This is a genomic window from Streptomyces sp. NPDC058295 (assembly GCF_042880655.1).
In the GTDB taxonomy this organism is placed as follows: Bacteria; Actinomycetota; Actinomycetes; order Streptomycetales; family Streptomycetaceae; genus Streptomyces; species Streptomyces coriariae.
This window is the reverse complement of sequence record NZ_JBHVYO010000086.1, coordinates 1-21,718: the sequence shown is the minus strand read 5'-3', so window position 1 is coordinate 21,718 and position 21,718 is coordinate 1. Positions and strand designations below refer to the sequence as shown.

The following is a 21,718-nucleotide window of genomic DNA, read 5'->3' as shown; positions in this document are numbered from 1 at the left end:
ACCTCATCGCGCCTCTCGGAAGGAGACGTGCCGTCCGGCGACGGAGTCGTACTTGCGCAGGACCAGCCGGTCGGCGTCGTTGCGACGGTTCTTGCGCGTCACGTAGGTGACACCGGTACCGGCCGTGGACCGGAGGGTGATGACGGGGCGAGCCGCACTGCGGGCCATGGGGAACTCCTCTCACACCGACTCGCACCTGCTGATCGGTGCATGCCAGTCACGCTCTACAACAGGGGGTGGGACCGGGACATTCCCCGGCCGCCCCCGCCCCCTGGGCGAATCTCGGTGGCGGGGGCCATGACCTCCTCGGTTACAGTGCTCCGCCGGTATCGCGCCGGCGCCGAGAGGAGACACGGCAGTGCGCTTTGGGGCGGGGACCATGGGGAACGTGGGGCAGGGGCTGACGCTGGCGGCCCTGCTGACGGGGCTGATGACGGGATGCGCGGCCGAGGAGGCCGAACCGGACGGCGCGTCGGGGGCGTCGGCGAAGACGAGCGCGAAGGTCGCACAGCGCGGCGGGTCCATCGGGGCCTCCGGGTCCGCCTGCGAACTGCCCGTCACCTTCGACATCGCCGAGTTCTGGAAGGCCAAGGCCGTCGACGCCGAGGAGGCGACCGGCGCCACCGGCGACCTGGCCGACCTGGCCGACGCCTTCCTGCGCCAGGGCCCGGTCACCATGGCCTGCGAGGTCGACGCCAAGCCCGCGGGGAAGATCGGCTTCCTGCGGGTCTGGACGGGTGAGCCGGGCGACAGCGACGCGCGTGCCGTGCTGGAGGCTTTCGTGGCCGCCGAGCAGGGGGCGAGCGGGGCGCGGTACAGCACGCTGAAGGCGGGCGACATCACCGGCACCGAGGTCGAGTACGTCACCACGAGCGAACTCCTCGAGGAGACGAAGCAGGAGCACGCGCTCGCCGTCACCACGCCCGAGGGCCCCGTCGTCCTGCATCTGGGCGGCATGGACACGGCGGAACACCGAGCGATGCTCCCGGCGTACGAACTGGCCAAGAGCACCCTGCACACCACCGCCGACTGACCGCCCCGGACCACACCCCGAGGCGGGCGCGACCGCCGGGGCTCGCGCGCCCCGGCGAACCACCCTCCGACACAGCACCCATCACACCCCGCCGACCAGACCGGACCCGGCCCGGACCACACCCCGAGGCAGGCTCGACCGCCATGCCCGCGCGCGCCCCGGTGAGCGGCTCGCCGGCGCAGCGCCCGTCGCGGGCGGTCGGCCGGTAGGGAGGCCGGGGCGGTCAGGCGTCGAGCAGGGCTCGCATGCGCTCGGCGGCGCGGACCGCGGAGTCGCCGCAGCAGGTGTTGAACAGCACGTGCACCCGCTCGGCCCGCCGGGCGAGCGCGTGCACCCTCGGGACCCACTCGCGGAGCTCGCCGTCGGTGTACTCGTGCCGGAAGCGGTCCTCCTTGCTGCCGGTGCCCCAGGCCGGGCTGCGGCCGTGCAGGCGGACGACCGCCAGCCGCGCGCAGGTGACGGGCGTGACGGGAGGCACGGCGGTCGGCAGGGACTGTTCCATGTCGACGGCGACGGTGGCGAAGCCGTACGACCGCAGCAGATCGGCCGTCGTGTGCTCCCGCTCGCCCCGCCACCAGTCCGGGTGCCGGAACTCGACGCAGACCGGCCACCCGGCGGTGCGCTCGGCGCACTGGGCGAGGAACGCGTGGGCCCGCGCGCCGGGACGGAACCACGGCGGGAACTGGAAGAGGACGGCGCCCAGCCGCCCCGCGTCACGCAACGGCCAGATGCCGTCCGTGAACCTCCGCCACACCTCGTCCAGGGCCTTCGGGCCACGCACGTCGTCGGGCAGATCCGGCGGCAGCACGGCCGGCCGGGTGGGATGCCCGGTCAGCAGGGAGAAGGCCTTCACGTCGAACACGAAGCCGTCGGGGGTGCGCTCCGCCCACAGCCGGGCGTTGCGCTCGCCGGGCAGCGCGTAATAGGTCGCGTCGACCTCGACGACCGGGAAGCGTTCGGCATAGTGGCGTAACCGTCCCTCCGCGTCGCGCCGACCGACCGGATACCAGCCGCCGGCGACCAGTGCCCGGTCCGTCCAGGAGCAGGCGCCCACCAGAATCTCACTCATGGCGTGCCGGTTACCCCGCCCGCAACGGTTCTCCCCGAGGTCGCGCGGATGCACATCCGGCCAGGTGTGGCGCATTCTTGCTGTGTCGCCCAAGCGGCGGCGCACGGACGAGGTAGGGCCGAATGACTGGGAGCGCCGGAAACGAGCGGAAGCCGTCCGGGCCACCGCCCGCGCTGCTGACCGGGGCCGTGGCGGACGCGCTGCGGGCGACGGACGGCCGCACCGGTGGCGTGTACCTGTGCTCGGCCACGTCCCGGCAGCTGCGCCTCGCGGTCCTCGCGGGGCTGCCCGGTCCGCTGTTCCGCCCCTGGTGGCGGGTGCACATGGACCGTCCGTTCCCGGTCGCCGACGTGTACCGGACGGGTGTGCCGGTGGTGCTGGCCAACGCCACCGAGATGATGCGCCACTACGCGCAGCTCGCCGCGGGCCTGCCCTTCCAGTTCGGATCGCTCTACGTGCCCGTCGTGGCGGACGGGCGGTCTTTCGGGGTGCTGGCCGTCCTGCGCCCGGCGGCGGCCGACGCGGCGGAGGTGCAGGCGGAGCGGGAGCGGCTGACGGCGGTGGCGGACGACCTGGGAGCGGCCCTGCTGCGGCTGGGGGCGGACGGCCGAGACGTCACCTGGGACGAGGAGCCGCTGTGCGTGCGGCCGCCGGCCGCCGGACCGGCCCCGGGGCGCGTCGGGCGGTTCTCCTGGGATCCGGCGACCGACGTCGTCACGCTCGACGAACAGGCACGCACCCTGCTCGGTCTGCCCCCGGACGAGTTCCCGGGCACGCTGGACGCCCTGGCCCGGGCCGTCGACCCGACGGACGCCCACCGGCTGCCGGGCCTGCTGCACCGGACGGCCCGGGGCCGGCCGCCGCCGCTGCCGCTCCAGGTGCGCACCACCGAGGGCGGGCTGCGGCTCCTCGAACTGTGGGACGCGACGGGCGTGGCGACCCGGCCGGGTGATCCCCCGGCCGCGTCTTCCGCCCTGCCCCGCCCCATCGCCGGCGTCCTCCTCGATCCGGGCCCCGGCGCCTTGGCCGACGGAGCGGCCGACCTCCTCCCGGAGGGGGTGTTCTGTCTCGACCGGCTGGGGCTCGTCGTCTACGCCAACGCGCGGGCCGGGCACCTCCTCGGCGTGCCGCGGGACCGGCTGGTCGGCCGGTCGCTGTGGGAGGCCGTGCCGTGGCTGAACCAGCCCACCTGCGAGGAGCATCTGCGCGGCGCCCTGCTGTCGCCGGAGCCCGCGCACTTCCATGTGCGGCTTCCGGTCACCACCGAGCCCTCCGCCGTCGCCCGGCCGTACGAGGGCGACTGGCTGCGCGTGTCCCTGTACCCGGGCGCGGATCTCGTCACCTGCAAGGCGGTCCCGGCGAACCGCGTGCCGAACGACACGGCTCCCGAACCCCCGGAGACGGACACCCCGGCGCCCGGCACCGCCGCCTCGACCACCCCGCTCTACCGGCCCATCGTCCTGGCCATCGCGCTGACGGAGGCGGTGACCGCCCGCCAGGTGTCGGCGGTGGTGATGCAGGAGCTGCTGCCCGCGTTCGGCGGCCGTCGGCTCGCCATCTACCTGCTCCAGGAGCGGCACCTGTACCTGGCGTGGGAGTCCGGTTTCCCCGACGGCTTCCTGGCGCCCTTCGAAGGGGTGGGGCTGGACACCCGGCTGCCCGGTGTGGAGACCCTCACCACGGGCCGGCCGCTCTTCTTCGACTCGATGCAGCAGCTGTCGGACGCCTATCCGGGCATCGACCTCGACGCGTCGGAGGGCGCGCGCGCCTTCCTCCCGCTGATCGCCTCGGGCCGCCCGGTCGGCTCGTGCATCCTCGGCTTCGACCGCCCTCGCAGCTTCAGCTCCGAGGAACGCACGGTGCTGACCGCGCTCGCCGGGCTGATCGCCCACGCGATGGAGAAGGCGCAGCGCTACGACACCGAGGCCGCCCTCGCCCGAGGGCTCCAGCAGGCCCTGCTCCCCCGGCGGCTGTCGCAGCACGCGCGCGTGGAGACCGCGGGACGCTATCTGCCGGGCACCGAGGGCATGGACGTGGGCGGCGACTGGTACGACGTCGTGGAGGCCGGGGACGGCCTCGCCCTGGTCATCGGGGACGTACAGGGGCACGGCGTGCAGGCGGCGGCCACCATGGGACAGCTGCGCAGCGCGGTGCGGGCGTTCGCCCTGGGCGACCGGCCGCCCGAGGAGGTCATGGGCGGCACGAACCACCTCCTCATCGACCTGGACCCCGGCCAGTTCGCCAGCTGCTGCTACGTCCGGCTCGACCCGGCCACCGGTCTGGCCCGGGCGGTCCGCGCCGGGCACCTGCCGCCGCTGCTGCGCCACCCCGACGGCCGAACCGAGGTCGTGGAACTGCCCGGCGGCGTGGTGCTCGGGGTGGACCCGCGCGCCCACTACCCGGTGACGGAGCTGCGGTTGGAGCCGGGCGCGATCCTCGCCCTCTACACGGACGGGCTGGTCGAGCGGCCCGGCCACGACATCGACGACGGCATCACGGATCTGCGCCGGGCCCTGGCCGGAGCGGGGTCCAGGCGCCCTCCGGCCGAGGCCGGCGCCGGCGGGCCCGCGGCCGAGACCCGTTCCGGCCGTTCGCTCGCGGATGTCGCCGACCTGCTCACCGCGACGGCCCGGCAGGCCGCGGACCGGGCGGACGACATCGCGCTGCTGCTGGCCACCCGGCGGGCGTCCGAAGTCACTCACGGCAAGCGTGCGGGACACGGTCCGTGACCGTGCGTGACGGCTCTCGCCTCGCGCGGCCCGGCAGTGTAGACATGGCACATGGTCCGACTCCTGGGGCGCTCGGATGCCCGGCCGGCCCGTCGTCCCCGGGACCCGCGGGTGCGGCATACGCCTGAGTCCGCCCTGGGCGGCCGCAGTCTCGCCGCGCAGGTGTTCGTCCTCCAAGTGGTCATCGTGCTGCTGCTGGTCGTGGCCGCCGTGGTGGCGCTGCTGCTCCAGGTTCGTCACGACACCACCCAGGAGGCCCGCAACCGCTCCGTCGCGGTCGCGCAGACCTTCGCCAACTCGCCGGGCATCGTCGAGGCGCTGAGCGCCCCCGACCCGACGGCCGTGCTCCAGCCCAAGGCTGAGGCCGCCCGCGTGGCGTCCGACATGGACTTCCTGGTCGTCATGAACACCGACGGCATCCGCTACACGCATCCCAAACCGGACCGCATCGGCAAGAAGTTCGTCGGGAACATCCAGCCGGCGCTGGACGGCGGGATCGTGGTCGAGGAGGTCGACGGGACCATCGGCCGGCTGGTCCAGGCGGTGGTGCCGGTGAAGACGGCCGACGGGACGGTGGTCGGCCTGGTGTCGTCCGGCATCACCACCGCGCACGTCGGCGGCAACGCCGACCGGCAGCTGCCGCTCGTCCTCGGCAGCGCCGCGGTCGCCCTCGCCCTGGCCACGGCGAGCACGGCGCTGGTCAGCCGCCGTCTGCTGCGCCAGACCCACGGCCTGGGCCCGCGCGAGATGACCCGGATGTACGAGCACCACGACGCCGTCCTGCACTCCGTCCGGGAAGGGGTGATCATCGTCGGCGGCGAGGGCGACCTGCTGCTCGCCAACGACGAGGCGCAACGCCTGCTCGACCTGCCCCCGGACGCCGAACGGCGCCAGGTCCTCGATCTGGGACTCGACCGGGACACGGCCGAACTGCTCGCCTCCGGGCGGATGGTCACCGACGAGGTGCACCTGGTCGGGGAGCGGCTGCTGGCGATCAACCAGCGGCCCACCGACCTGGCGGGCGGACCGGCGGGCAGCGTCGCCACCCTGCGCGACTCCACGGAGCTGCGTGCCCTGTCGGGCCGGGCGGAGGCGACCCGCGAGCGCCTGGACATGCTGTACGCGGCCGGGGTGGGCATCGGGACCAGCCTGGACGTCACCAGGACCGCCGAGGAGCTGACGGAGCTGGCCGTGCCGCGGTTCGCGGACTTCGCGTCCGTGGATCTGTTCGACGCCGTCCTGGAGGGCGAGGAGCCGGGGTCCCGGGGCACGCTGCGCCGCACGGCGGTCAGCGCGATCCGCAAGGGCGCGCCGCTGTACGCGGTGGGCGAGCGGATCCGCTTCGTGGACTCCGCCCCGCAGGCCCACAGTCTCGGCGAGGCGCGGGCGGTCCTGGAGGCCCGCCTCGCCGAGGCGCCGGGCTGGCGCGCCCAGGACCTCGAACGGACCGAGCAGGTCGTCGAGTTCGGCATCCACTCCCTGATCACCGTGCCCGTGCGGGCGGGGTCCCTGATCCTGGGCGTGGTCAGCTTCTGGCGTTCGGAACGGCCCGATCCGTTCGACCCGGACGAGGTGGCGCTCGCCGAGGAGCTGGTGGCGCGGGCCGCGATCTCCATCGACAACGCGCGCCGGTTCACCCGCGAGCACGGCATGGCGGTCACCCTCCAGCGCAGCCTGCTGCCGCGGACCCTGCCCGAACAGAACGCCCTGGACATCGCCTACCGCTATCTGCCGGCGCAGGCGGGCGTGGGCGGCGACTGGTTCGACGTGCTGCCCCTGTCCGGGGCCCGGGTCGCGCTCGTCGTCGGTGACGTGGTGGGCCACGGGTTGCACGCGGCGGCCACCATGGGCCGGCTGCGCACCGCGGTGCACAACTTCTCCGCCCTGGATCTGGCCCCGGAGGAACTCCTCGGCCTGCTGGACGAGCTGGTGGCCCGTATCGACCAGGACGAGGCGGACGACGGCACCGACGCGGCCGTCTCCGGGGCGACCTGTCTGTACGCCATCTACGACCCGGTCTCCCGGCGCTGCACGATCGCCCGCGCCGGGCATCCGCCGCCTGCGCTGGTGCACCCCGACGGCCGGGTCGAGTACCTCGAGGTGCCCGCCGGACTCCCGCTCGGACTGGGCGGGCTGCCGTTCGAGACGGTCGAGCTGGAGCTGGCCGAGGGCAGCTCGCTGGTGCTGTACACCGACGGGCTGGTGGAGGACCGGGAACGGGACATCGACACCGGTCTGGAGCTGCTGCGCACCGCCCTGGCGCAGAGCTCCGACGGGCCGCCGGAGGGGACCTGCCAGGCGGTCCTGGACGCCCTTCTGCCGCCCCGCCCGGCCGACGACATCGCGCTGATCGTCGCGCGGACCCGGGCGCTGGGCGCCGACCGGGTCGCCGAGTGGGACGTGCCGGTGGACCCGGCGGCGGTCGGCGAGGTGCGGGCGGCCGTGGTGCGGCAGCTGGCGCGCTGGGACCTGGAGGACCTGTCCTTCACCACGGAACTGATCCTGAGCGAACTGGTCACCAACGCGATCCGCTACGGCAGCGCCCCGGTGCGCGTCCGGCTGCTGCGCGACCGCACCCTGATCTGCGAGGTCGCCGACAGCAGCAGCACGTCACCGCACCTGCGGTACGCGGCCATGACCGACGAGGGCGGGCGCGGTCTGTTCCTGGTGGCGCAGCTGACCGAGCGCTGGGGCACCCGTTACACCGCCAAGGGCAAGGTCATCTGGGCCGAACAGCCGCTGCCGTGAGGCGAGTCGGCCGCCGCTCCACTCATCAATGATGTTTATGAGTCCATAGACCGGACCCGCGTACCGAGTAAGGTTTGCCTTAGTTTAGGCTTCCCCCGAGTCGATCTGTCGCCACTCGAAGGGAACCTGATCATGCCCCGCCCCCTGCGGGTAGCCATTGTCGGAGCCGGCCCCGCCGGGATCTACGCCGCCGACGCGCTGCTCAAGTCCGATGTGGCCGCCGACCCGGGTGTCTCCATCGACCTCTTCGAGCGCATGCCGGCCCCGTTCGGCCTGATCCGTTACGGCGTCGCCCCGGACCACCCCCGCATCAAGGGCATCGTCAACGCCCTGCACCAGGTCCTCGACAAGCCGCAGATCCGTCTCTTCGGCAACGTCGACTACCCCACCGACATCAGCCTGGACGACCTGCGCGCCTTCTACGACGCGGTGATCTTCTCGACCGGCGCGACGGCCGACCGCGACATGTCGATCCCCGGCATCGAGCTCGACGGCTCCTACGGCGCCGCGGACTTCGTCTCCTGGTACGACGGCCACCCGGACGTGCCGCGCACCTGGCCCCTCGAGGCCGAGAAGGTCGCGGTCCTGGGAGTCGGCAACGTCGCCCTCGACGTGGCCCGCGTCCTGGCCAAGACGGCGGACGAACTGCTGCCCACGGAGATCCCGGCCAACGTCTACGAGGGCCTGAAGGCCAACAAGGCACTGGAGATCCACGTCTTCGGCCGCCGTGGCCCGGCGCAGGCGAAGTTCTCCCCGATGGAGCTGCGGGAGCTCGACCACTCCCCCACCATCGAGGTCATCGTCGACCCCGAGGACATCGACTACGACGACGGCTCGATCGCCACGCGGCGCGGCAACAAGCAGGCCGACATGGTCGCCAAGACGCTGGAGAACTGGGCGATCCGCGACGTCGGGAGCCGCCCGCACAAGCTCTTCCTGCACTTCTTCGAGTCGCCGGCCGAGATCCTCGGCGAGGACGGCAAGGTCGTCGGTCTGCGCACCGAGCGCACCGCCCTCGACGGCACCGGCAACGTCAAGGGCACCGGCGAGTTCAAGGACTGGGACGTCACGGCGATCTACCGCGCCGTCGGCTACCTCTCCGACAAGCTCCCCAAGCTGCCCTGGGACCTCGACTCGGGCACGGTCCCGGACGAGGGCGGCCGCGTCATAGAGGAGTCCGGCGAGCACCTGCAGTCGACGTACGTCACCGGCTGGATCCGCCGCGGTCCGGTCGGCCTCATCGGCCACACCAAGGGCGACGCCAACGAGACGGTGTCGAACCTGCTGGACGACCACGCGAACGGCCGTCTGCAGACGCCCGCCTCGCCCGAGCCGGAGGCCGTGGAGACGTTCCTCGCCGAGCGCGACGTCCGCTTCACCACCTGGGAGGGCTGGTACAAGCTGGACGCCGCCGAGAAGGCGCTGGGCGAGCCGCAGGGCCGCGAGCGCGTGAAGATCGTCGAGCGTGAGGACATGCTGCGGGAGAGCGGCGCGTAGTCCTGGGCGCGGGGTTCGGTCGCCACCTCGGGCCGCTCCGGCCCCGGTCGGCCGAACCCCGACCCGCCCACGGCTCGGGGTGGTTGACGTAATCCTGTTGGGCCGCACGATCGACGCCTGTTAGCGTCCCGGGGTGTTCAGCCTCCAGGAGCCTCCCCTCTTCACCCGGCTGCGCGACGCGCGCCGGGTGCTGATCGCCGGTGCGGGCGGCGGTTTCGACGTGTACGCGGGCCTGCCGCTGGCGCTCGCCCTGCGCTCGGCGGGCAAGGAGGTCCATCTGGCCAACCTCTCCTTCGCCGAGCTGCACGGGCTGCCCTCCGAGGTCTGGCTCCAACCGGACGTCGCGGCCATCCGCCCCGACATCCCGACCCGCGGCGACTACTTCCCCGAGCGCACCCTGGCCCGCTGGCTCGACCGGCACGACCTCCCCGCCACGGTGTACGCCTTCCCGCGCATCGGAGTGGATCCCCTGCGAGCCGCCTACCGGGCGCTCCTCGACCACCTGGGCGGGGTGGACGCCGTCGTGCTGGTGGACGGTGGGACCGACATCCTGATGCGCGGCGACGAGCACGGACTGGGCACGCCCGAGGAGGACATGGCCAGCCTCGCCGCCGTACAGAGCCTCGACGACGTCCCCCACCGGCTGGTGGCCTGTCTCGGCTTCGGCGTGGACGCCCACCACGGGGTGAACCACTCCCTCGTCCTGGAGAACCTGGCCGCGCTGGACCGCGAGGGCGCCTACCTCGGCGCGTTCTCCCTGTCGCACCAGAGCCCCGAAGGGGCCCTCTACCTGGACGCCGTGGCCGACGCCCAGGCCTGCACCCCGGGCCACCCGAGCATCGTCAACGGCTCCGTCGCCGCCGCCGTACGCGGCTCCTTCGGCAACGTCCGGTTCACCGAGCGGACCAAGGACAGCGAACTGTTCGTCAATCCGCTCATGGCGCTGTACTTCTGCGTCGACGCGCCCGGCCTGGCCCGCCAGAACCTCTACCTCGACCGCCTCGCCGACACGGTCCTGATGCGGCAGATCAGCTCCCGCATCGAGGAGTTCCGCGACGAACTCCCCCTGCTGCGGCAACCGCGCGCCTTCCCGCACTGAGGCACGGCCGCCCCTCGGCGCGGGTGGCGGTGCCGTGTGGCGGTCGTCAGCGGGTCGCGAGGTCGCGGCCGCCGACGACCGCCAGAACCGCGGTCAGCAGGAGGAGGGCCGCCGCCTCACAGGTAGACCTCGACCATCTCCTCCTCGCGTTCCCTGCGGTAGTACGCGGGCAGCGGGCGCAGGGCGGTGCGGTAGCGCCCTTCGAGCAGCGTGGGCGTGCCGGTCGTCATGCCAGACCTCCGGCGAGTCCGGGCCCCGTGGCGGGCGGGGTGACGGTTCCGGGGGCGCGGCGGCCCTCGGCGATGCGGCGCCTGGCCGCACCGGCTCCGGCCGCCATGCGGTCCGCCTCCGCGACGAGGGCGTCGACGCCCTCGTCGGTGACGCGGTAGTAGCGCCTGAGCCGACCTTGCTGGACCTCCTCGCGGTCCAGCGCGATGAGCCCGTCGGCGGTGAGCCGGTCGAGCACGCCGTACAGCGTGCCGGCCCTCAACCGCACCTCCCCTTCGGAGAGTTCCGCTATCTCGCGCAGGATGCCGTAGCCGTGCCGGGGCTGGTCGGCGAGGGCCGTCAGCACGAAGAAGGCGGCCTGGGTCATGCTCCTCGATGCCATGAGACTGAATATATCGGCTGCCGATATATTCAGCACGGCGAAATACCGGGTCGCGCACCTGCCTCGGCAGGACACCGTTCCTGGCGAGGCGTTCAATGGTCTGCATGGGTGTTCGGCAGACGACGACACGCCACCGAGCGAAGGCCCCAGCGGCCCTGGCGGTGGCCGCGCTCCTGCTCGTCCCCGGTGTCCTCGCCGCCGCTCCCCCGCCCCAGCCGCCTCCGCAGCTGACGGCGGCGGAGGTGAACGCGGCCGTGGGGAAGCTCGACGGGATCGTGCAGGACGGGATGAAGCGGACGGGCGTGCCCGGGGTCTCGGTCGCCGTCGTGTACAAGGACCGGGTCGTGTACCTGAAGGGCTTCGGCGTCCGCCACGAAGGCCGGTCCGCCCGGATCGACCCCGACACGGTGTTCGAGCTGGCGTCGCTGTCGAAGCCGCTGGCGTCGACCGTCGTCGCCGGAGCGGTGGGCGAGGGCGAGGGCGACGAGAAGATCGGCTGGGACGACCCCGTGGCCGCCCATCTGCCCGGCTTCGCCCTCAAGGACCCGTGGGTGACGCGGAACGTCACGGTGGCCGACCTGTTCGCCCACCGCAGCGGCCTGCCCGACCACGCGGGCGATCTGCTGGAGGACCTCGGCTACGACCGCACGTACATCCTGAACCACCTCCGGTACGAACCCCTGGCCCCGTTCCGCGCCTCCTACGCCTACACCAACTACGGCCCGACGGCGGCCGGTCAGGCGGTCGCGAACGCCGAGGGCACGACCTGGGAGAAGCTCTCCGAGGACACCCTCTACAAGCCCGCCGGGATGGACTCCACCAGCTCCCTCTTCGCCGACTACCAGGCCGCGAAGAACCGGGCCGACCTGCATGTGAAGGCCCCCGACGGCACCTGGCGGGCCCAGTACGTGCGCGACGCCGACGCCCAGGCCCCCGCGGGCGGCGCCAGTTCCACCGCCCGGGACATGTCCCGCTGGCTGCGCCTCCAGCTGGCGAACGGCAAGCTCGACGGCGAGCAGATCATCCCGGCCGAGCAGCTCGAGCGCACCCACATCCCCGCGATCGTCTCCAATCCCCCGCAGGCGCCGGCCGGCCGCACGGGCTTCTACGGCCTCGGCTGGAACGTGAGTTACGACGATCTGGGCCGCCTGCGCCTGAGCCACTCGGGCGCCTTCGCCCTCGGCGCGAACACCAACGTCACCATGCTTCCCGCGGAGCAACTGGGCATCGTGGTCCTCACCAACGGCAAGCCTCTCGGTCTCCCCGACGCCATGGCGGAGAGCTTCTTCGACACCGCCGAGCACGGGAAGGCCACGGCCGACTGGCTCGACGTGATCGGGAAGGTCTACGCGCAGCAGGAAGGGGCGGCGGTCTCCCCCACCGACTACGCCGACCCGCCCGCGGACGCGGCCGCCGCCCGCCCCGACGCGGCGTACACCGGGACGTACGCCAACAGCTTCTACGGTCCGCTGACCGTCTCCGCGTCCGGCGGCGAACTGACCATGCGGCTGGGCCCGAAGCCGACGACGTTCCGGCTGACCCACTACGACGGGGACACGTTCAGCTTCCGGACGGTCGGCGAGAACGCCGTCGGACTGTCCGGCGTCACCTTCCACGGCGACCGTGACGGCAAGGCGACCCGGGTGACGGTGGAGGCGTTCGACGAGACCGGCCTGGGCACCTTCACCCGCGAATAGCGCGAGCGCGCGAACCGGCGGCCGGGAGTCAGCCGTCGTCGCGCGGGTGGGTCTCGATCACCCGGGCCCGCACATCGGCCCTGAGGTAGGCGCTGCCGGGCTCCACCGTCTTCGACAGCGGGCCGACGATGAGCGTCTACGACCTGCTCAGCAAGGAAGGCCTCAAGTCGGCCGTGGCGAAGCTGACCGCCGCCATCGACCTTCTCCACGGCGGCGACCCCACCGGACGCGCCGCCGGACGAGCTGCCCGAGGACCCGCCGGCGACAGGCGGTGCGTCGGCCGGAGCGGGCACGGCGCGAATGGTCCGCGGCGGCCCCGGGCATGCTGTGAGCGAGGTCACTTCCGCCGGGCCGTGCGGGACCACTCCCGGACAGCTCCCCCACTCGCCCATCGCCCTCCCCCACGAAGGACATGTGCATTGGCTCTTATGTACCCTGCCGCCCCATCGGCCCGCCGCCCGGGCCGCTGCTGGACGATCCGAGTGGTCGGGCACCGGGACCGCACCGCGTCCGTCACCTGCTCCTCGCCGTGCGTGATGCCGCCGCGCTCCCGGGACATCGCGGCCCTGCGCCGCTTCGCGGTGGCCCACGCGGCCGCGCACGCCAGAGCGGCGGCGGTACACCACGACGCCGCCTGCTCGTGCCGTCGCCAGGGGTGCGCACTGCACGAGGACACCCGGGTCGCCTGCGCGGGGTCCGTCGTCCTCGTTCTGCGGCACGACCCGGCGGTCGGCCAGGTGTGGACCCTCAGCGAAGTCTGCGCCTCCTGCGCCCCGTTGCTGCCCCACGCACGCGTACTGAACCGTGCGGCGCCACCACCGCCCCGCGTTCCTGACCAGGATCCGGCACCGGCACCGGCACCGGGCACGGAGGCGGGCCGGGGAGCGGGCGCGGGGCCGGCTCCCTCCGGGCCGGCGACGCCGACCGTGGGACCACCGCGTCTCGTCCCCGGCGGTTTCAGCGCCCCCTCGCCGGGAGCGGGAGCGGGAGCGGGCCCGGAACGGGGTGGCGGCCGACGGCGCGGGATCGGCGGACGGCGCGGCCGGGCCACCGGATCGTAGGCACTCCCGCCGAAGCCCGCCGGAGCCCGTCAGGGCTCGTATCGGGACTGCGGCGGGATGCGGATGGGCAGAGCGCCGAGGATCCGGCCGCGGAACTGCGGAGCCGGTGGCTCGCCGCCAGGGACGGCGGGCCCGTCGTCCCTGGACCGCGCCGCCAGCAGCTCGGCGATGCGCGCGCCGCCACGCCGCCCCTCCAGATGCAGACGGCCGACGTTGGCCCGGTCGTCGGCGAGCAACGTCAGGACGGCCGACGGCCCGGCCGCGTACGTCGCGAGGTAGCCCCCGGCCCCGCGCACCAGCAGCTCGCGGAACTCGCCGCGGTCGGCGAGGTCGACCATCCGGCGCCCCACGCCGAGCGCCGCCGCGGTGAGCGCGGCCAGCCCCTCCGGCTGCACGTCCGGCATGTCCTCGGCGAGGACGAGACCGTCGGCACCGGCCGCCAACGCCCCCGTCAGCTCCGGTATCCGGGTACGCAGCCGGTGCAGTTCGTTCAGAACCTCGGTCTCGACGGCCATGACCGTTGCCCCTTCGGCGCGTTGTCGGCTGACGCGGATCAAGTGCGGTGCGGCGCGCGGTGGTTCAGATACTCCTGAGGCTACGGAAAGGAACGACCGGAAGCGATGGCTCCGGCATTTTCCCTTGGAACATGCCGTGCGACGGGAGGCTACCGCCGAACTCGGGCGCCCTACCGACGTTTTTGCAGTTCAGGAGCAGTTTCCCGGCAGCCTCACGACACCGGGCGGCCGATCGGCAGGTCGTTACCACGCCACGAACCCACCTCGCCGGACACGGCGGTCCCGGCAGGAGCCCGGGCCGATGCCTGACGACGGAGCTCTCCGCGGCGTCAGCCGTCGCTTTCGGCACGGGCATCACGTGCAGGCGCAGGCTGCGGGACCGGAACGAGGCGGGCGTGTGGCAGCGGCTGCACGAGGTCCTGGTGAGTCGCCGTTAGTTGATGATTTCGGCGCGATCATCCAGACGGATCTGTACCAGCCGGTCTCGCCACATCTGGAGGGCTTCGGGTGTCTGTCGCGTCCAGTCTGTGACCTCGCCGACGATCCGAAGCGGTTCCCTGCTGCGATAGGAGCGAGTGGGATTGCCGGGGAACTTCCTGTCGGTGACGTTGGGATCGTTCTCGAACGCCCCGGTCGGTTCGACGACATACACGCGCGGGGCCCCATCGCCGGCGGCCAGTTCGGCGGCGAGTCCCGCACCGTCGCGCAACGCGGTGAAGTAGATGTGGTTCATCACGATTTCGGGCCGGTAGTTGGAACGGAAACCGGCGGTCAGGTGATCTCCGACCAGCAGCTCGGCCTTTGTGCCGTGAAAGAAAGGCCCCTCGTCCAACACCTCGTCCATCGCCGCAGATTATCAACGAAACTGTCGTGACGGCGAGCTGTCCGGGACGGGCCCGGCATCAGTGAAGCCGAACACGAGGTCATCCTCCACGAGGAACGCCCCGTAACGGAAACCGAGACGGTGCCGGTGGAGCGGGTGCGCATGTCCGCCGAGGAACACACCGACGAGGAGACCGTCCGCGGTCAAGTCCGCAAGGAACAGATCGACACCGAAGGCGTGGACGACGACCGGCGCGGGACCTGACGCTGCGCCCGCCTCGCACCTGCACGTCGGCCCACTCGGAACCTACTCGAGCGGGTCGGCTGTGCTCTTTTGTGCCCCGTCGGGCCGCGCAGACGTGCGCGGAGGTGATCAGCGCCGGGGACCAGTCCAGCTGCTCCTTCGACCGCAGACCAGTTGTGGCCGGAGCCGCATCCACGGCCGTTCCCGCGTGTCCCGAACGGCCACGGGGACGAGCGGACGGCTGCTCCGTCCGGGTGCATCGCTCACACGATCGGCCGCGCATCGCGCGCTTCGGGAGTGAGTGCCGCCCTCGCGCCGCAAGGATGGGCGGGCAACTGACGTCATGGCGTGAGCGAACGCGAGTATCGAGAGACGGACGGCCTGTGAGCATCCTCGACCAACCCCAGCCCGACGGTGCCAAGGCAGCCGAGGACGCGTATCAAAATGAACTGCCGGTGAGGGGCAGGCAGCCCGGCAATGTAGTGGTGAAGTGGCTGACGACCACCGACCACAAGACGATCGGCACCCTGTACCTGACCACGTCGTTCGCGTTCTTCCTGATCGGTGGGGTGATGGCGTTGCTCATGCGCGCCGAACTCGCCCGTCCGGGCATCCAGATCGTCTCGAACGAGCAGTACAACCAGTTGTTCACGATGCACGGCACGGTCATGCTGCTGATGTTCGCGACGCCGCTGTTCGCCGGCTTCACGAACTGGATCATGCCGCTCCAGATCGGCGCGCCCGATGTCGCGTTCCCGCGGCTGAACATGTTCGCCTACTGGCTGTACCTGTTCGGTTCGTCGATCGCTGTAGGCGGTTTCTTCACCCCGCAGGGTGCGGCCGACTTCGGCTGGTTCGCCTACACGCCGCTGTCGGACGCCATCCGCACCCCGGGTCTCGGCGCCGACCTGTGGATCATGGGTCTGGCCTTCTCCGGCTTCGGCACCATCCTCGGCTCGGTCAACTTCATCACCACGATCATCTGCATGCGCGCACCCGGCATGACGATGTTCCGCCTGCCGATCTTCACCTGGAACGTCCTGCTGACCGGTGTCCTGGTCCTGCTGGCCTTCCCGGTCCTGGCGGCCGCGCTGTTCGCCCTGGAGGCGGACCGCAAGTTCGGTGCCCACATCTTCGACGCGGCCAACGGCGGCCCCCTGCTGTGGCAACACCTCTTCTGGTTCTTCGGCCATCCAGAGGTGTACATCATCGCCCTGCCGTTCTTCGGAATCATCACCGAGATCATCCCGGTCTTCTCCCGCAAGCCGGTCTTCGGCTACATGGGCCTGGTCGCCGCGACCATCTCGATCGCCGGCCTCTCCGTGACGGTGTGGGCCCATCACATGTTCGTCACCGGCGGGGTACTGCTGCCGTTCTTCTCCTTCATGACGTTCCTCATCGCCGTACCGACGGGCGTGAAGTTCTTCAACTGGATCGGAACGATGTGGAAGGGCTCACTGTCCTTCGAGACACCGATGCTCTGGGCGGCCGGCTTCCTCATCACGTTCCTCTTCGGCGGTCTGACCGGCATCATCCTGGCCTCGCCGCCGATGGACTTCCACGTCTCCGACTCCTACTTCGTGGTCGCCCACTTCCACTACGTCGTCTTCGGCACCGTCGTCTTCGCGATGTTCGCCGGCTTCCACTTCTGGTGGCCGAAGTTCACCGGCAAGATGCTCGACGAGCGCCTCGGCAAGATCACCTTCTGGACGCTGTTCGTCGGCTTCCACGGCACCTTCCTGATCCAGCACTGGCTGGGCGCCGAGGGCATGCCGCGCCGGTACGCCGACTACCTGGCCGTCGACGGCTTCACCACCCTCAACACGATCTCGACGATCAGCTCCTTCCTCCTCGGCCTGTCGATGCTGCCCTTCCTCTACAACGTGTGGAAGACGGCCAGGTACGGCCAGCCGGTCGGCGTCGACGACCCGTGGGGCTACGGCCGCTCCCTGGAGTGGGCCACGTCCTGCCCGCCGCCCCGCCACAACTTCCTCACCCTGCCGCGCATCCGCAGCGAGTCCCCGGCGTTCGACCTGCACCACCCCGACATCGCGATCGCCGAGGCCGAGGCCCACGGTGTCCGCGCATGAGCGGCCGGGGCACGCGGTGAGCGGTCTGCCGGAGCGGGCAACCGCCAGCGAACTGGGCAACACGGTGGAGGGATACCTGCTGTGGCAGGCCCGGATCGCGGAAGCGGAACAGCGTGCGCAGGATTTCGTCCAGCCGATGCAGTGGCTGACGACGTCGCAGCGCACGGAGATCGAATGCCACTACGTTGCCGACAGCCTCCGCCGCGCCCGACGGGACCTTGAGCGCCTGGCGGCCCGAAGCCTGTCCCTGCGTGCCGAGTACGAACACCGCTACCGGCAGTTGCAGCGCCGCTGCCTGGGCCTGACCCTGACGGTCTGCGCGGTGCTCATCACAGTGGCCGCCCTGCTGTCGGCCCTTTGAACAGGAGCGGCCCTGAGCGGAGTGAGGACGAGACCGGGAGAGACCGGTTTGCCTTGAGCAACGCCCTGTGATGCTGCTCCTCGTTTGGGGCGCATCCACCACGGGGCGTCTGCGCCGACCTCGGCGTAAGCGGTGGTGGCGATCCGGACGCGTCAGTGTGCCCATGACGTCCCACTACCGGCGGGATGCCCGAGCGCTCCCGCGGACGCTGCTGCCCGTGGGCGCGGCGAACCGGCCACGGTATCCCACAGCCAGGTGCTGGAGCATGTGCCCGGTGAAGGGCCCTCCCGGCAGGGCTCCCGCCACCGCCCAGGCCGTGACGGCGGCCCCTGCACCGAACGACACATCCCGATGCCTCGGCCAAGCATCCCCAAGGCGCCGCAGACGCCCGGCTGCCGAGAGGTAGGCGACGGCCATCAGCAGCGCGGCCGCCGCCGTGATCAACTCGGCCGTGCCGGGGCCGGCTGCCGTGACGGGGTGGCCATGCGCGAGGCTCTCCGCCCCGATCCGGCCTTGCTGCGACGGGCCGCGTGCGCGGCAAGGCCCGCGCCGACGAGGAGCAGGATCAGACCCCCGAGGTTCCACGCCCAGTCGTACGGGGTGACATCCACGCCGTAGCGGACCTGATGCAGCCGTAGCAGCTTGTGGTCCGTAGAGGAAGAAGCCGGCGACCAGCGCCAGCAACTCGGCGGTGTGCAGCAGGCCGTCGGACAGCAGGCCCACGTCGGCGGTGGAACGATCGTAGAAGTGGTGCCAGCCCAGAATCTGGTGGAAGACGATCTCGTCGACCGCCGCCATCACCGCCGATCCGATCAGCGCGGCCACGGCCATCGACCTCCCGGGCCCGACGGGTGCGCCCGGGGTCGGGTCGTTTCCGGCCCGACCGATTCGCTCATGACAGTGCCTTTCCGTACGGAGGCCATCGTCCGCAGGCACGCGGATTCTCCACACGCCCCGGCACAGAGCGGGACGGTGACCCTTCGCGGGGGACTCGAGCGGGCGCCGGGAGGCACGGACCGTGCGTCCCTGAACCAGGAGGCGATCATGACCGACCAGACACATACGACAATGGAATCGCACCCGGACATCCTGGAGATGCGGGAGCGCCATGCCAGGGCCGAGCGAGCGGTGACAACCCAGCAGGGGCAGGCTGTCGAGGCGCTGGCCCTCGTTACCGGGCTGTACCTGGCCGCCTCCCCCTGGATCGCGGGTTTCAACGACTTCAGCACCCTGGCCGTGAACAACCTGATTACCGGCGTCGCCTACGCACTGCTTCTGGGCGGCTTCGGACACGCCTATGAGCGCACTCATGCTCGGGCCTGGGCAGCCGCGATGATCGGCGTCTGGACCATCGTCGCGCCATGGGTGGTGGCCGGGAACGTGGACACTACACGCACCGTGGTCAACAACATCATCGTCGGCGTCATCGCCCTGGTTCTCGCGCTCGCGACGGCCTCTGCGGCGGGTGACACAGACAGGGGTGACCGTGGCCGCTCGGCCCGAATGGCCCGCTGACGCGGCGCCCTGGCCCGACAAGTCTGTCGACAGGACGGCGACCGCGGCTCACGCGGTCGCCGTCCTCACTTACCACGGGTAGGACCGACCGCCGAGCCGGGGAGGGTGGCATCCGCCGGTTCGTTTGCCGTGCACCCCTGATGGGGACCCGGCTGCCCATGAGTACAACGCCCCCTCACCGCCTGTCAGGGCCGGACCCGGCCCCGTGGCTGAAGGACCGCCTGGAACGAGAGCCGCAAAAGGACAGGGAGAAGGCGCGCCCGTGCCGACACGAACGGGCAACGCACGCACACGACGGCAGGACAGACCTGTGTGGGACAGGAGCGGCCCATGGGTACGGCAGCTGACCACCGCCTCACTCGACGGCTGCACGCATTTCTCCGCAGCACGCAGCGCGACTATTCAGCGGGCTCCGAGCGGCCGCTGGGCGGCTACCTGACGGCCATGACCGGATTCGGGGTGTACACGGCGGCCTGGGCAACGGCGGTACGGCTCCGCGGGCGCCCCCTGCCCGACCGGCCCGCCCCCTCCGACGTCGTCCTGATGTCGCTGGCGACCTTCCGGCTCAGCCGGCTGCTGACCAAGGCAGCGGTGACCAGCCCGCTGCGGGCCCCCTTCACCCGGTACGTCGGTCCGCAGGGCCCGGCCGAACTGCATGAGGAGGCACGGACCGACAACGGCACCCACTCCGTCGGAGAGCTGGTGACCTGTCCGTTCTGCACAAGCGTATGGCTTGTCTCGACCCTGACGGCAGGCCAGTTGCTCTGGCCCCGCGCCACGCGCACCGCCATGGGCGCGCTTGCCGCCCTGGCCGGGGCGGACGCACTACAGCTGGGATACGCAGCGCTGGTGGACAAGATCGACAGCGAGTGATCCCCCGAGGCCGTGGTCGGGGCTGTGGTCGGGGCGTCCATGGGCCGACCACAGGCTTTGAGGCCTGCAAAGGGGTCACGCGGCAGCGGGGTCCGGAAGCGAAGCGATCACCATTCGGCCAGGCGATTTTCGGGCGGGCTTAAGTGGTCGTAGGGGGCAAGTGGGCGGATGACCGGCTGGCCGCCCCTCACCATTTGCCCGCCTTGGGATCGATCGTCCAGGGAACCGGCAGGCGCTCTACCGGCGGACCGCCGCGATCAGTCCGCCGGCTCGCTCTTCGCGCTGCGGCGGGGTGCTGATCGGGCGGCCGTAGGCGGCGGCGCGCTCGCGCAGCGTGTGGCAGGCGGCCTCCCAGCCGTGCCCGGCCAGCCAGCCCACCGGGTCGTCGGGCATCTCCGAGACCCACATGGACGCCGCCGATCCCGGCACGGCGTCCGCGCCGAAGCGCTCGATCACGCCGCGCGAGCCCAACGTCAGCCCCATCCGGCTGCCTGCCGCCGATTGCGCACTGATCCGGGCCAGCAGCAGCTCCACCGCGTCCTCGGGCAAATAGATCAGCAGTCCTTCGGCGATCCACACGGTCGGCACCGCAGGGTCGTGCCCTGCGGCGGCCAGCGCGCCTGGCCAGTCCGCACGCAGATCCACCGCGACGGTGATCCGCTCGCACCGCGCGACGGCCCGCTCCTGGTGCAGCACCGAAGCCTTGAAGTCCAGTGGCGCGGCGGTGTCGACCTCGAACAGCCGGGTGCCCTCGGGCCAGTCCATCCGGAAGGCCCGGCTGTCCATGCCGGCGCCGAGCAGTACGACCTGCCGGACCCCGGACGCGGAGGCCCGCCGCAACAGGTCGTCGAGGAACCTCGTCCTGATGACGATGGAGAACGACACGGCCCACCGGCGGCGTCGCGCGGCCTCGTCATCGGGCAGCGGCGGCGAGGAGGGCCACAGGCCGCCTGCGGCTGCGAAGGCCCGTGCCAGTGGGTCGCGGAACAGCGCGTTCTCCCGCTCGGTCTCCAGCTCCCGCACCCTGGCCACCCCCACCGCCGTGGCCCACACTCCCGACGGCTGCACCCGCTCCTGCTCATCAGTCACCGCGCCGGCCTAGGTGATCGATTCCTAGGGGCCTGATGAAGGGAATTAGGTTCGTGCGCGGCCGGCCGGTCTTGCGCACACCGACCGCCTACGACCAGCCGGGCAGACAGATCGCTGTCGGAGCGGGCCCGTCTGATCTGCCGGCTGACGCCCCACATGGATGCCGCCAAGGCCATCACCGACATCACCGACATCACCGATATCACCGATATCACCGACATCACGAGCGAAACGATGTTGAACACCATGAGCCGCATCCCCCAGCAGACCGCACGGAACCCGCGTTCTTCCTTGATACCCCGGCACACAGATCCTCAGAGTCCTGGAGCAGCCTGGGGTGGACAGGCCCGACGGCCAGGCGGGCCGCGGCAGCGGGGAACGTGGTGTCGAGGTCCAGACCGACCGCACGGAGCAGCGGGCTCTCCACATGCGTCAGCACGTCGACGTCGCGCACCCGCCGGCAGGCCTACGCATCCCGTTTCATCCACGGCCGTCTGGCCGCTTCTTGCTGTGGCCCTTCTGCACAACCGTCGTCGTCACGTCGAACACACCCCTCCCCCACTTTCACTGCGACCGGGGCCGGCCCGCACCCCGCCCCCCCCTCGGGCCGGCGGCCGGCGCGGTCCGGCGGCGCGCCGCAATGGAACCACCCCCCAGCGCCCCCGC

Annotated in this window: 18 protein-coding genes and 2 pseudogenes; 12 read left to right on the top strand and 8 right to left on the bottom strand. The window is 71.7% G+C overall.

Going from position 1 to position 21,718, the window contains the following annotated elements; translation table 11 throughout:
* Nucleotides 1-3 precede the first annotated feature (3 nt).
* Nucleotides 4-168, bottom strand: a complete 165-nt coding sequence (gene rpmG, locus ACFVYS_RS42490) for a 50S ribosomal protein L33 (RefSeq protein WP_389511083.1) — start codon at nucleotides 166-168, stop codon at nucleotides 4-6.
* Nucleotides 169-379: 211 nt separating this feature from the next.
* On the opposite strand from rpmG, the gene ACFVYS_RS42485 reads away from it, so the two are divergent.
* Nucleotides 380-1,033 (top strand): lipoprotein, encoded by a 654-nt coding sequence (locus tag ACFVYS_RS42485; protein WP_389511082.1) that lies wholly within the window; start codon nucleotides 380-382, stop codon nucleotides 1,031-1,033.
* Nucleotides 1,034-1,256: 223 nt separating this feature from the next.
* On the opposite strand, the gene ACFVYS_RS42480 is transcribed toward ACFVYS_RS42485, so the two are convergent.
* On the bottom strand, nucleotides 1,257-2,102 hold the full coding sequence (locus tag ACFVYS_RS42480; RefSeq protein WP_389511080.1) for a DUF72 domain-containing protein: 846 nt from the start codon (nucleotides 2,100-2,102) through the stop codon (nucleotides 1,257-1,259).
* A gap of 122 nt (nucleotides 2,103-2,224) precedes the next feature.
* Between ACFVYS_RS42480 and ACFVYS_RS42475 the strand changes: the two genes are divergently transcribed.
* The 4 genes from ACFVYS_RS42475 (at nucleotide 2,225) to ACFVYS_RS42460 (ending at nucleotide 10,175) form a co-directional block, all read left to right on the top strand.
* The gene (locus ACFVYS_RS42475) at nucleotides 2,225-4,831 is read left to right on the top strand and encodes a SpoIIE family protein phosphatase (RefSeq protein WP_389511079.1); all 2,607 of its coding nucleotides are present in this window, start codon (nucleotides 2,225-2,227) and stop codon (nucleotides 4,829-4,831) included.
* 51 nt (nucleotides 4,832-4,882) lie between these two features.
* Complete coding sequence (locus tag ACFVYS_RS42470; RefSeq protein ID WP_389511077.1) at nucleotides 4,883-7,579, top strand: SpoIIE family protein phosphatase; 2,697 nt, start codon at nucleotides 4,883-4,885, stop codon at nucleotides 7,577-7,579.
* Nucleotides 7,580-7,711: 132 nt separating this feature from the next.
* The gene (locus tag ACFVYS_RS42465) at nucleotides 7,712-9,076 is read left to right on the top strand and encodes an FAD-dependent oxidoreductase (protein ID WP_389511075.1); all 1,365 of its coding nucleotides are present in this window, start codon (nucleotides 7,712-7,714) and stop codon (nucleotides 9,074-9,076) included.
* Nucleotides 9,077-9,209: 133 nt separating this feature from the next.
* The gene (locus ACFVYS_RS42460; protein WP_389511073.1) at nucleotides 9,210-10,175 is read left to right on the top strand and encodes a DUF1152 domain-containing protein; all 966 of its coding nucleotides are present in this window, start codon (nucleotides 9,210-9,212) and stop codon (nucleotides 10,173-10,175) included.
* 226 nt (nucleotides 10,176-10,401) lie between these two features.
* Here ACFVYS_RS42460 and ACFVYS_RS42455 read toward each other — a convergent pair whose 3' ends face one another.
* A complete protein-coding gene (locus ACFVYS_RS42455) occupies nucleotides 10,402-10,770 on the bottom strand; it encodes a PadR family transcriptional regulator (protein ID WP_389511091.1) in 369 nt (122 codons plus the stop codon).
* 110 nt (nucleotides 10,771-10,880) lie between these two features.
* Here ACFVYS_RS42455 and ACFVYS_RS42450 point away from each other — a divergent pair, with 110 nt between their 5' ends.
* Nucleotides 10,881-12,482, top strand: coding sequence for a serine hydrolase (locus ACFVYS_RS42450; RefSeq protein ID WP_389511072.1), 1,602 nt, complete (start codon nucleotides 10,881-10,883; stop codon nucleotides 12,480-12,482).
* Nucleotides 12,483-13,572: 1,090 nt separating this feature from the next.
* Here ACFVYS_RS42450 and ACFVYS_RS42445 read toward each other — a convergent pair.
* Nucleotides 13,573-14,058: a roadblock/LC7 domain-containing protein gene (locus tag ACFVYS_RS42445; RefSeq protein ID WP_389511070.1), complete on the bottom strand. Its 486-nt coding sequence runs from the start codon at nucleotides 14,056-14,058 to the stop codon at nucleotides 13,573-13,575.
* Between the two features lie 335 nt (nucleotides 14,059-14,393).
* Here ACFVYS_RS42445 and ACFVYS_RS42440 point away from each other — a divergent pair.
* Nucleotides 14,394-14,486, top strand: a pseudogene (locus ACFVYS_RS42440) (IS5/IS1182 family transposase); the annotation flags it as partial.
* Between the two features lie 5 nt (nucleotides 14,487-14,491).
* Here the strand turns inward: ACFVYS_RS42440 and arr are convergent.
* Nucleotides 14,492-14,902: an NAD(+)--rifampin ADP-ribosyltransferase gene (gene arr, locus ACFVYS_RS42435; protein WP_389511068.1), complete on the bottom strand. Its 411-nt coding sequence runs from the start codon at nucleotides 14,900-14,902 to the stop codon at nucleotides 14,492-14,494.
* A gap of 57 nt (nucleotides 14,903-14,959) precedes the next feature.
* On the opposite strand from arr, the gene ACFVYS_RS42430 reads away from it, so the two are divergent.
* The 3 genes from ACFVYS_RS42430 (at nucleotide 14,960) to ACFVYS_RS42420 (ending at nucleotide 17,575) form a co-directional block, all read left to right on the top strand.
* Nucleotides 14,960-15,145: a DUF2382 domain-containing protein gene (locus ACFVYS_RS42430; protein WP_389511089.1), complete on the top strand. Its 186-nt coding sequence runs from the start codon at nucleotides 14,960-14,962 to the stop codon at nucleotides 15,143-15,145.
* Between the two features lie 362 nt (nucleotides 15,146-15,507).
* A complete protein-coding gene (gene ctaD, locus ACFVYS_RS42425; RefSeq protein WP_389511067.1) occupies nucleotides 15,508-17,214 on the top strand; it encodes a cytochrome c oxidase subunit I in 1,707 nt (568 codons plus the stop codon).
* Nucleotides 17,215-17,230: 16 nt separating this feature from the next.
* Entirely contained in the window at nucleotides 17,231-17,575 is a 345-nt protein-coding gene (locus ACFVYS_RS42420; protein ID WP_389511065.1) for a cytochrome C oxidase subunit I, read from the top strand.
* Between the two features lie 174 nt (nucleotides 17,576-17,749).
* On the opposite strand, the gene ACFVYS_RS42415 is transcribed toward ACFVYS_RS42420, so the two are convergent.
* Both ACFVYS_RS42415 and ACFVYS_RS42410 read right to left on the bottom strand, forming a co-directional pair.
* Nucleotides 17,750-17,992, bottom strand: coding sequence for a cytochrome c oxidase assembly protein (locus tag ACFVYS_RS42415; RefSeq protein ID WP_389511087.1), 243 nt, complete (start codon nucleotides 17,990-17,992; stop codon nucleotides 17,750-17,752).
* A 23-nt stretch (nucleotides 17,993-18,015) separates the two neighbouring features.
* Nucleotides 18,016-18,406 (bottom strand): annotated as a pseudogene (locus tag ACFVYS_RS42410) (DUF2243 domain-containing protein).
* A gap of 213 nt (nucleotides 18,407-18,619) precedes the next feature.
* Here ACFVYS_RS42410 and ACFVYS_RS42405 point away from each other — a divergent pair.
* Together ACFVYS_RS42405 and ACFVYS_RS42400 are read left to right on the top strand one after the other, a co-directional pair.
* Nucleotides 18,620-19,090, top strand: coding sequence for an SPW repeat protein (locus tag ACFVYS_RS42405; RefSeq protein ID WP_389511064.1), 471 nt, complete (start codon nucleotides 18,620-18,622; stop codon nucleotides 19,088-19,090).
* Between the two features lie 330 nt (nucleotides 19,091-19,420).
* Entirely contained in the window at nucleotides 19,421-19,963 is a 543-nt protein-coding gene (locus ACFVYS_RS42400; protein WP_389511063.1) for a DUF1360 domain-containing protein, read from the top strand.
* Nucleotides 19,964-20,200: 237 nt separating this feature from the next.
* Here the strand turns inward: ACFVYS_RS42400 and ACFVYS_RS42395 are convergent, their stop codons facing one another.
* Nucleotides 20,201-21,016, bottom strand: coding sequence for a class I SAM-dependent methyltransferase (locus tag ACFVYS_RS42395; RefSeq protein ID WP_389511085.1), 816 nt, complete (start codon nucleotides 21,014-21,016; stop codon nucleotides 20,201-20,203).
* Between the last annotated feature and the right edge of the window lie 702 nt (nucleotides 21,017-21,718).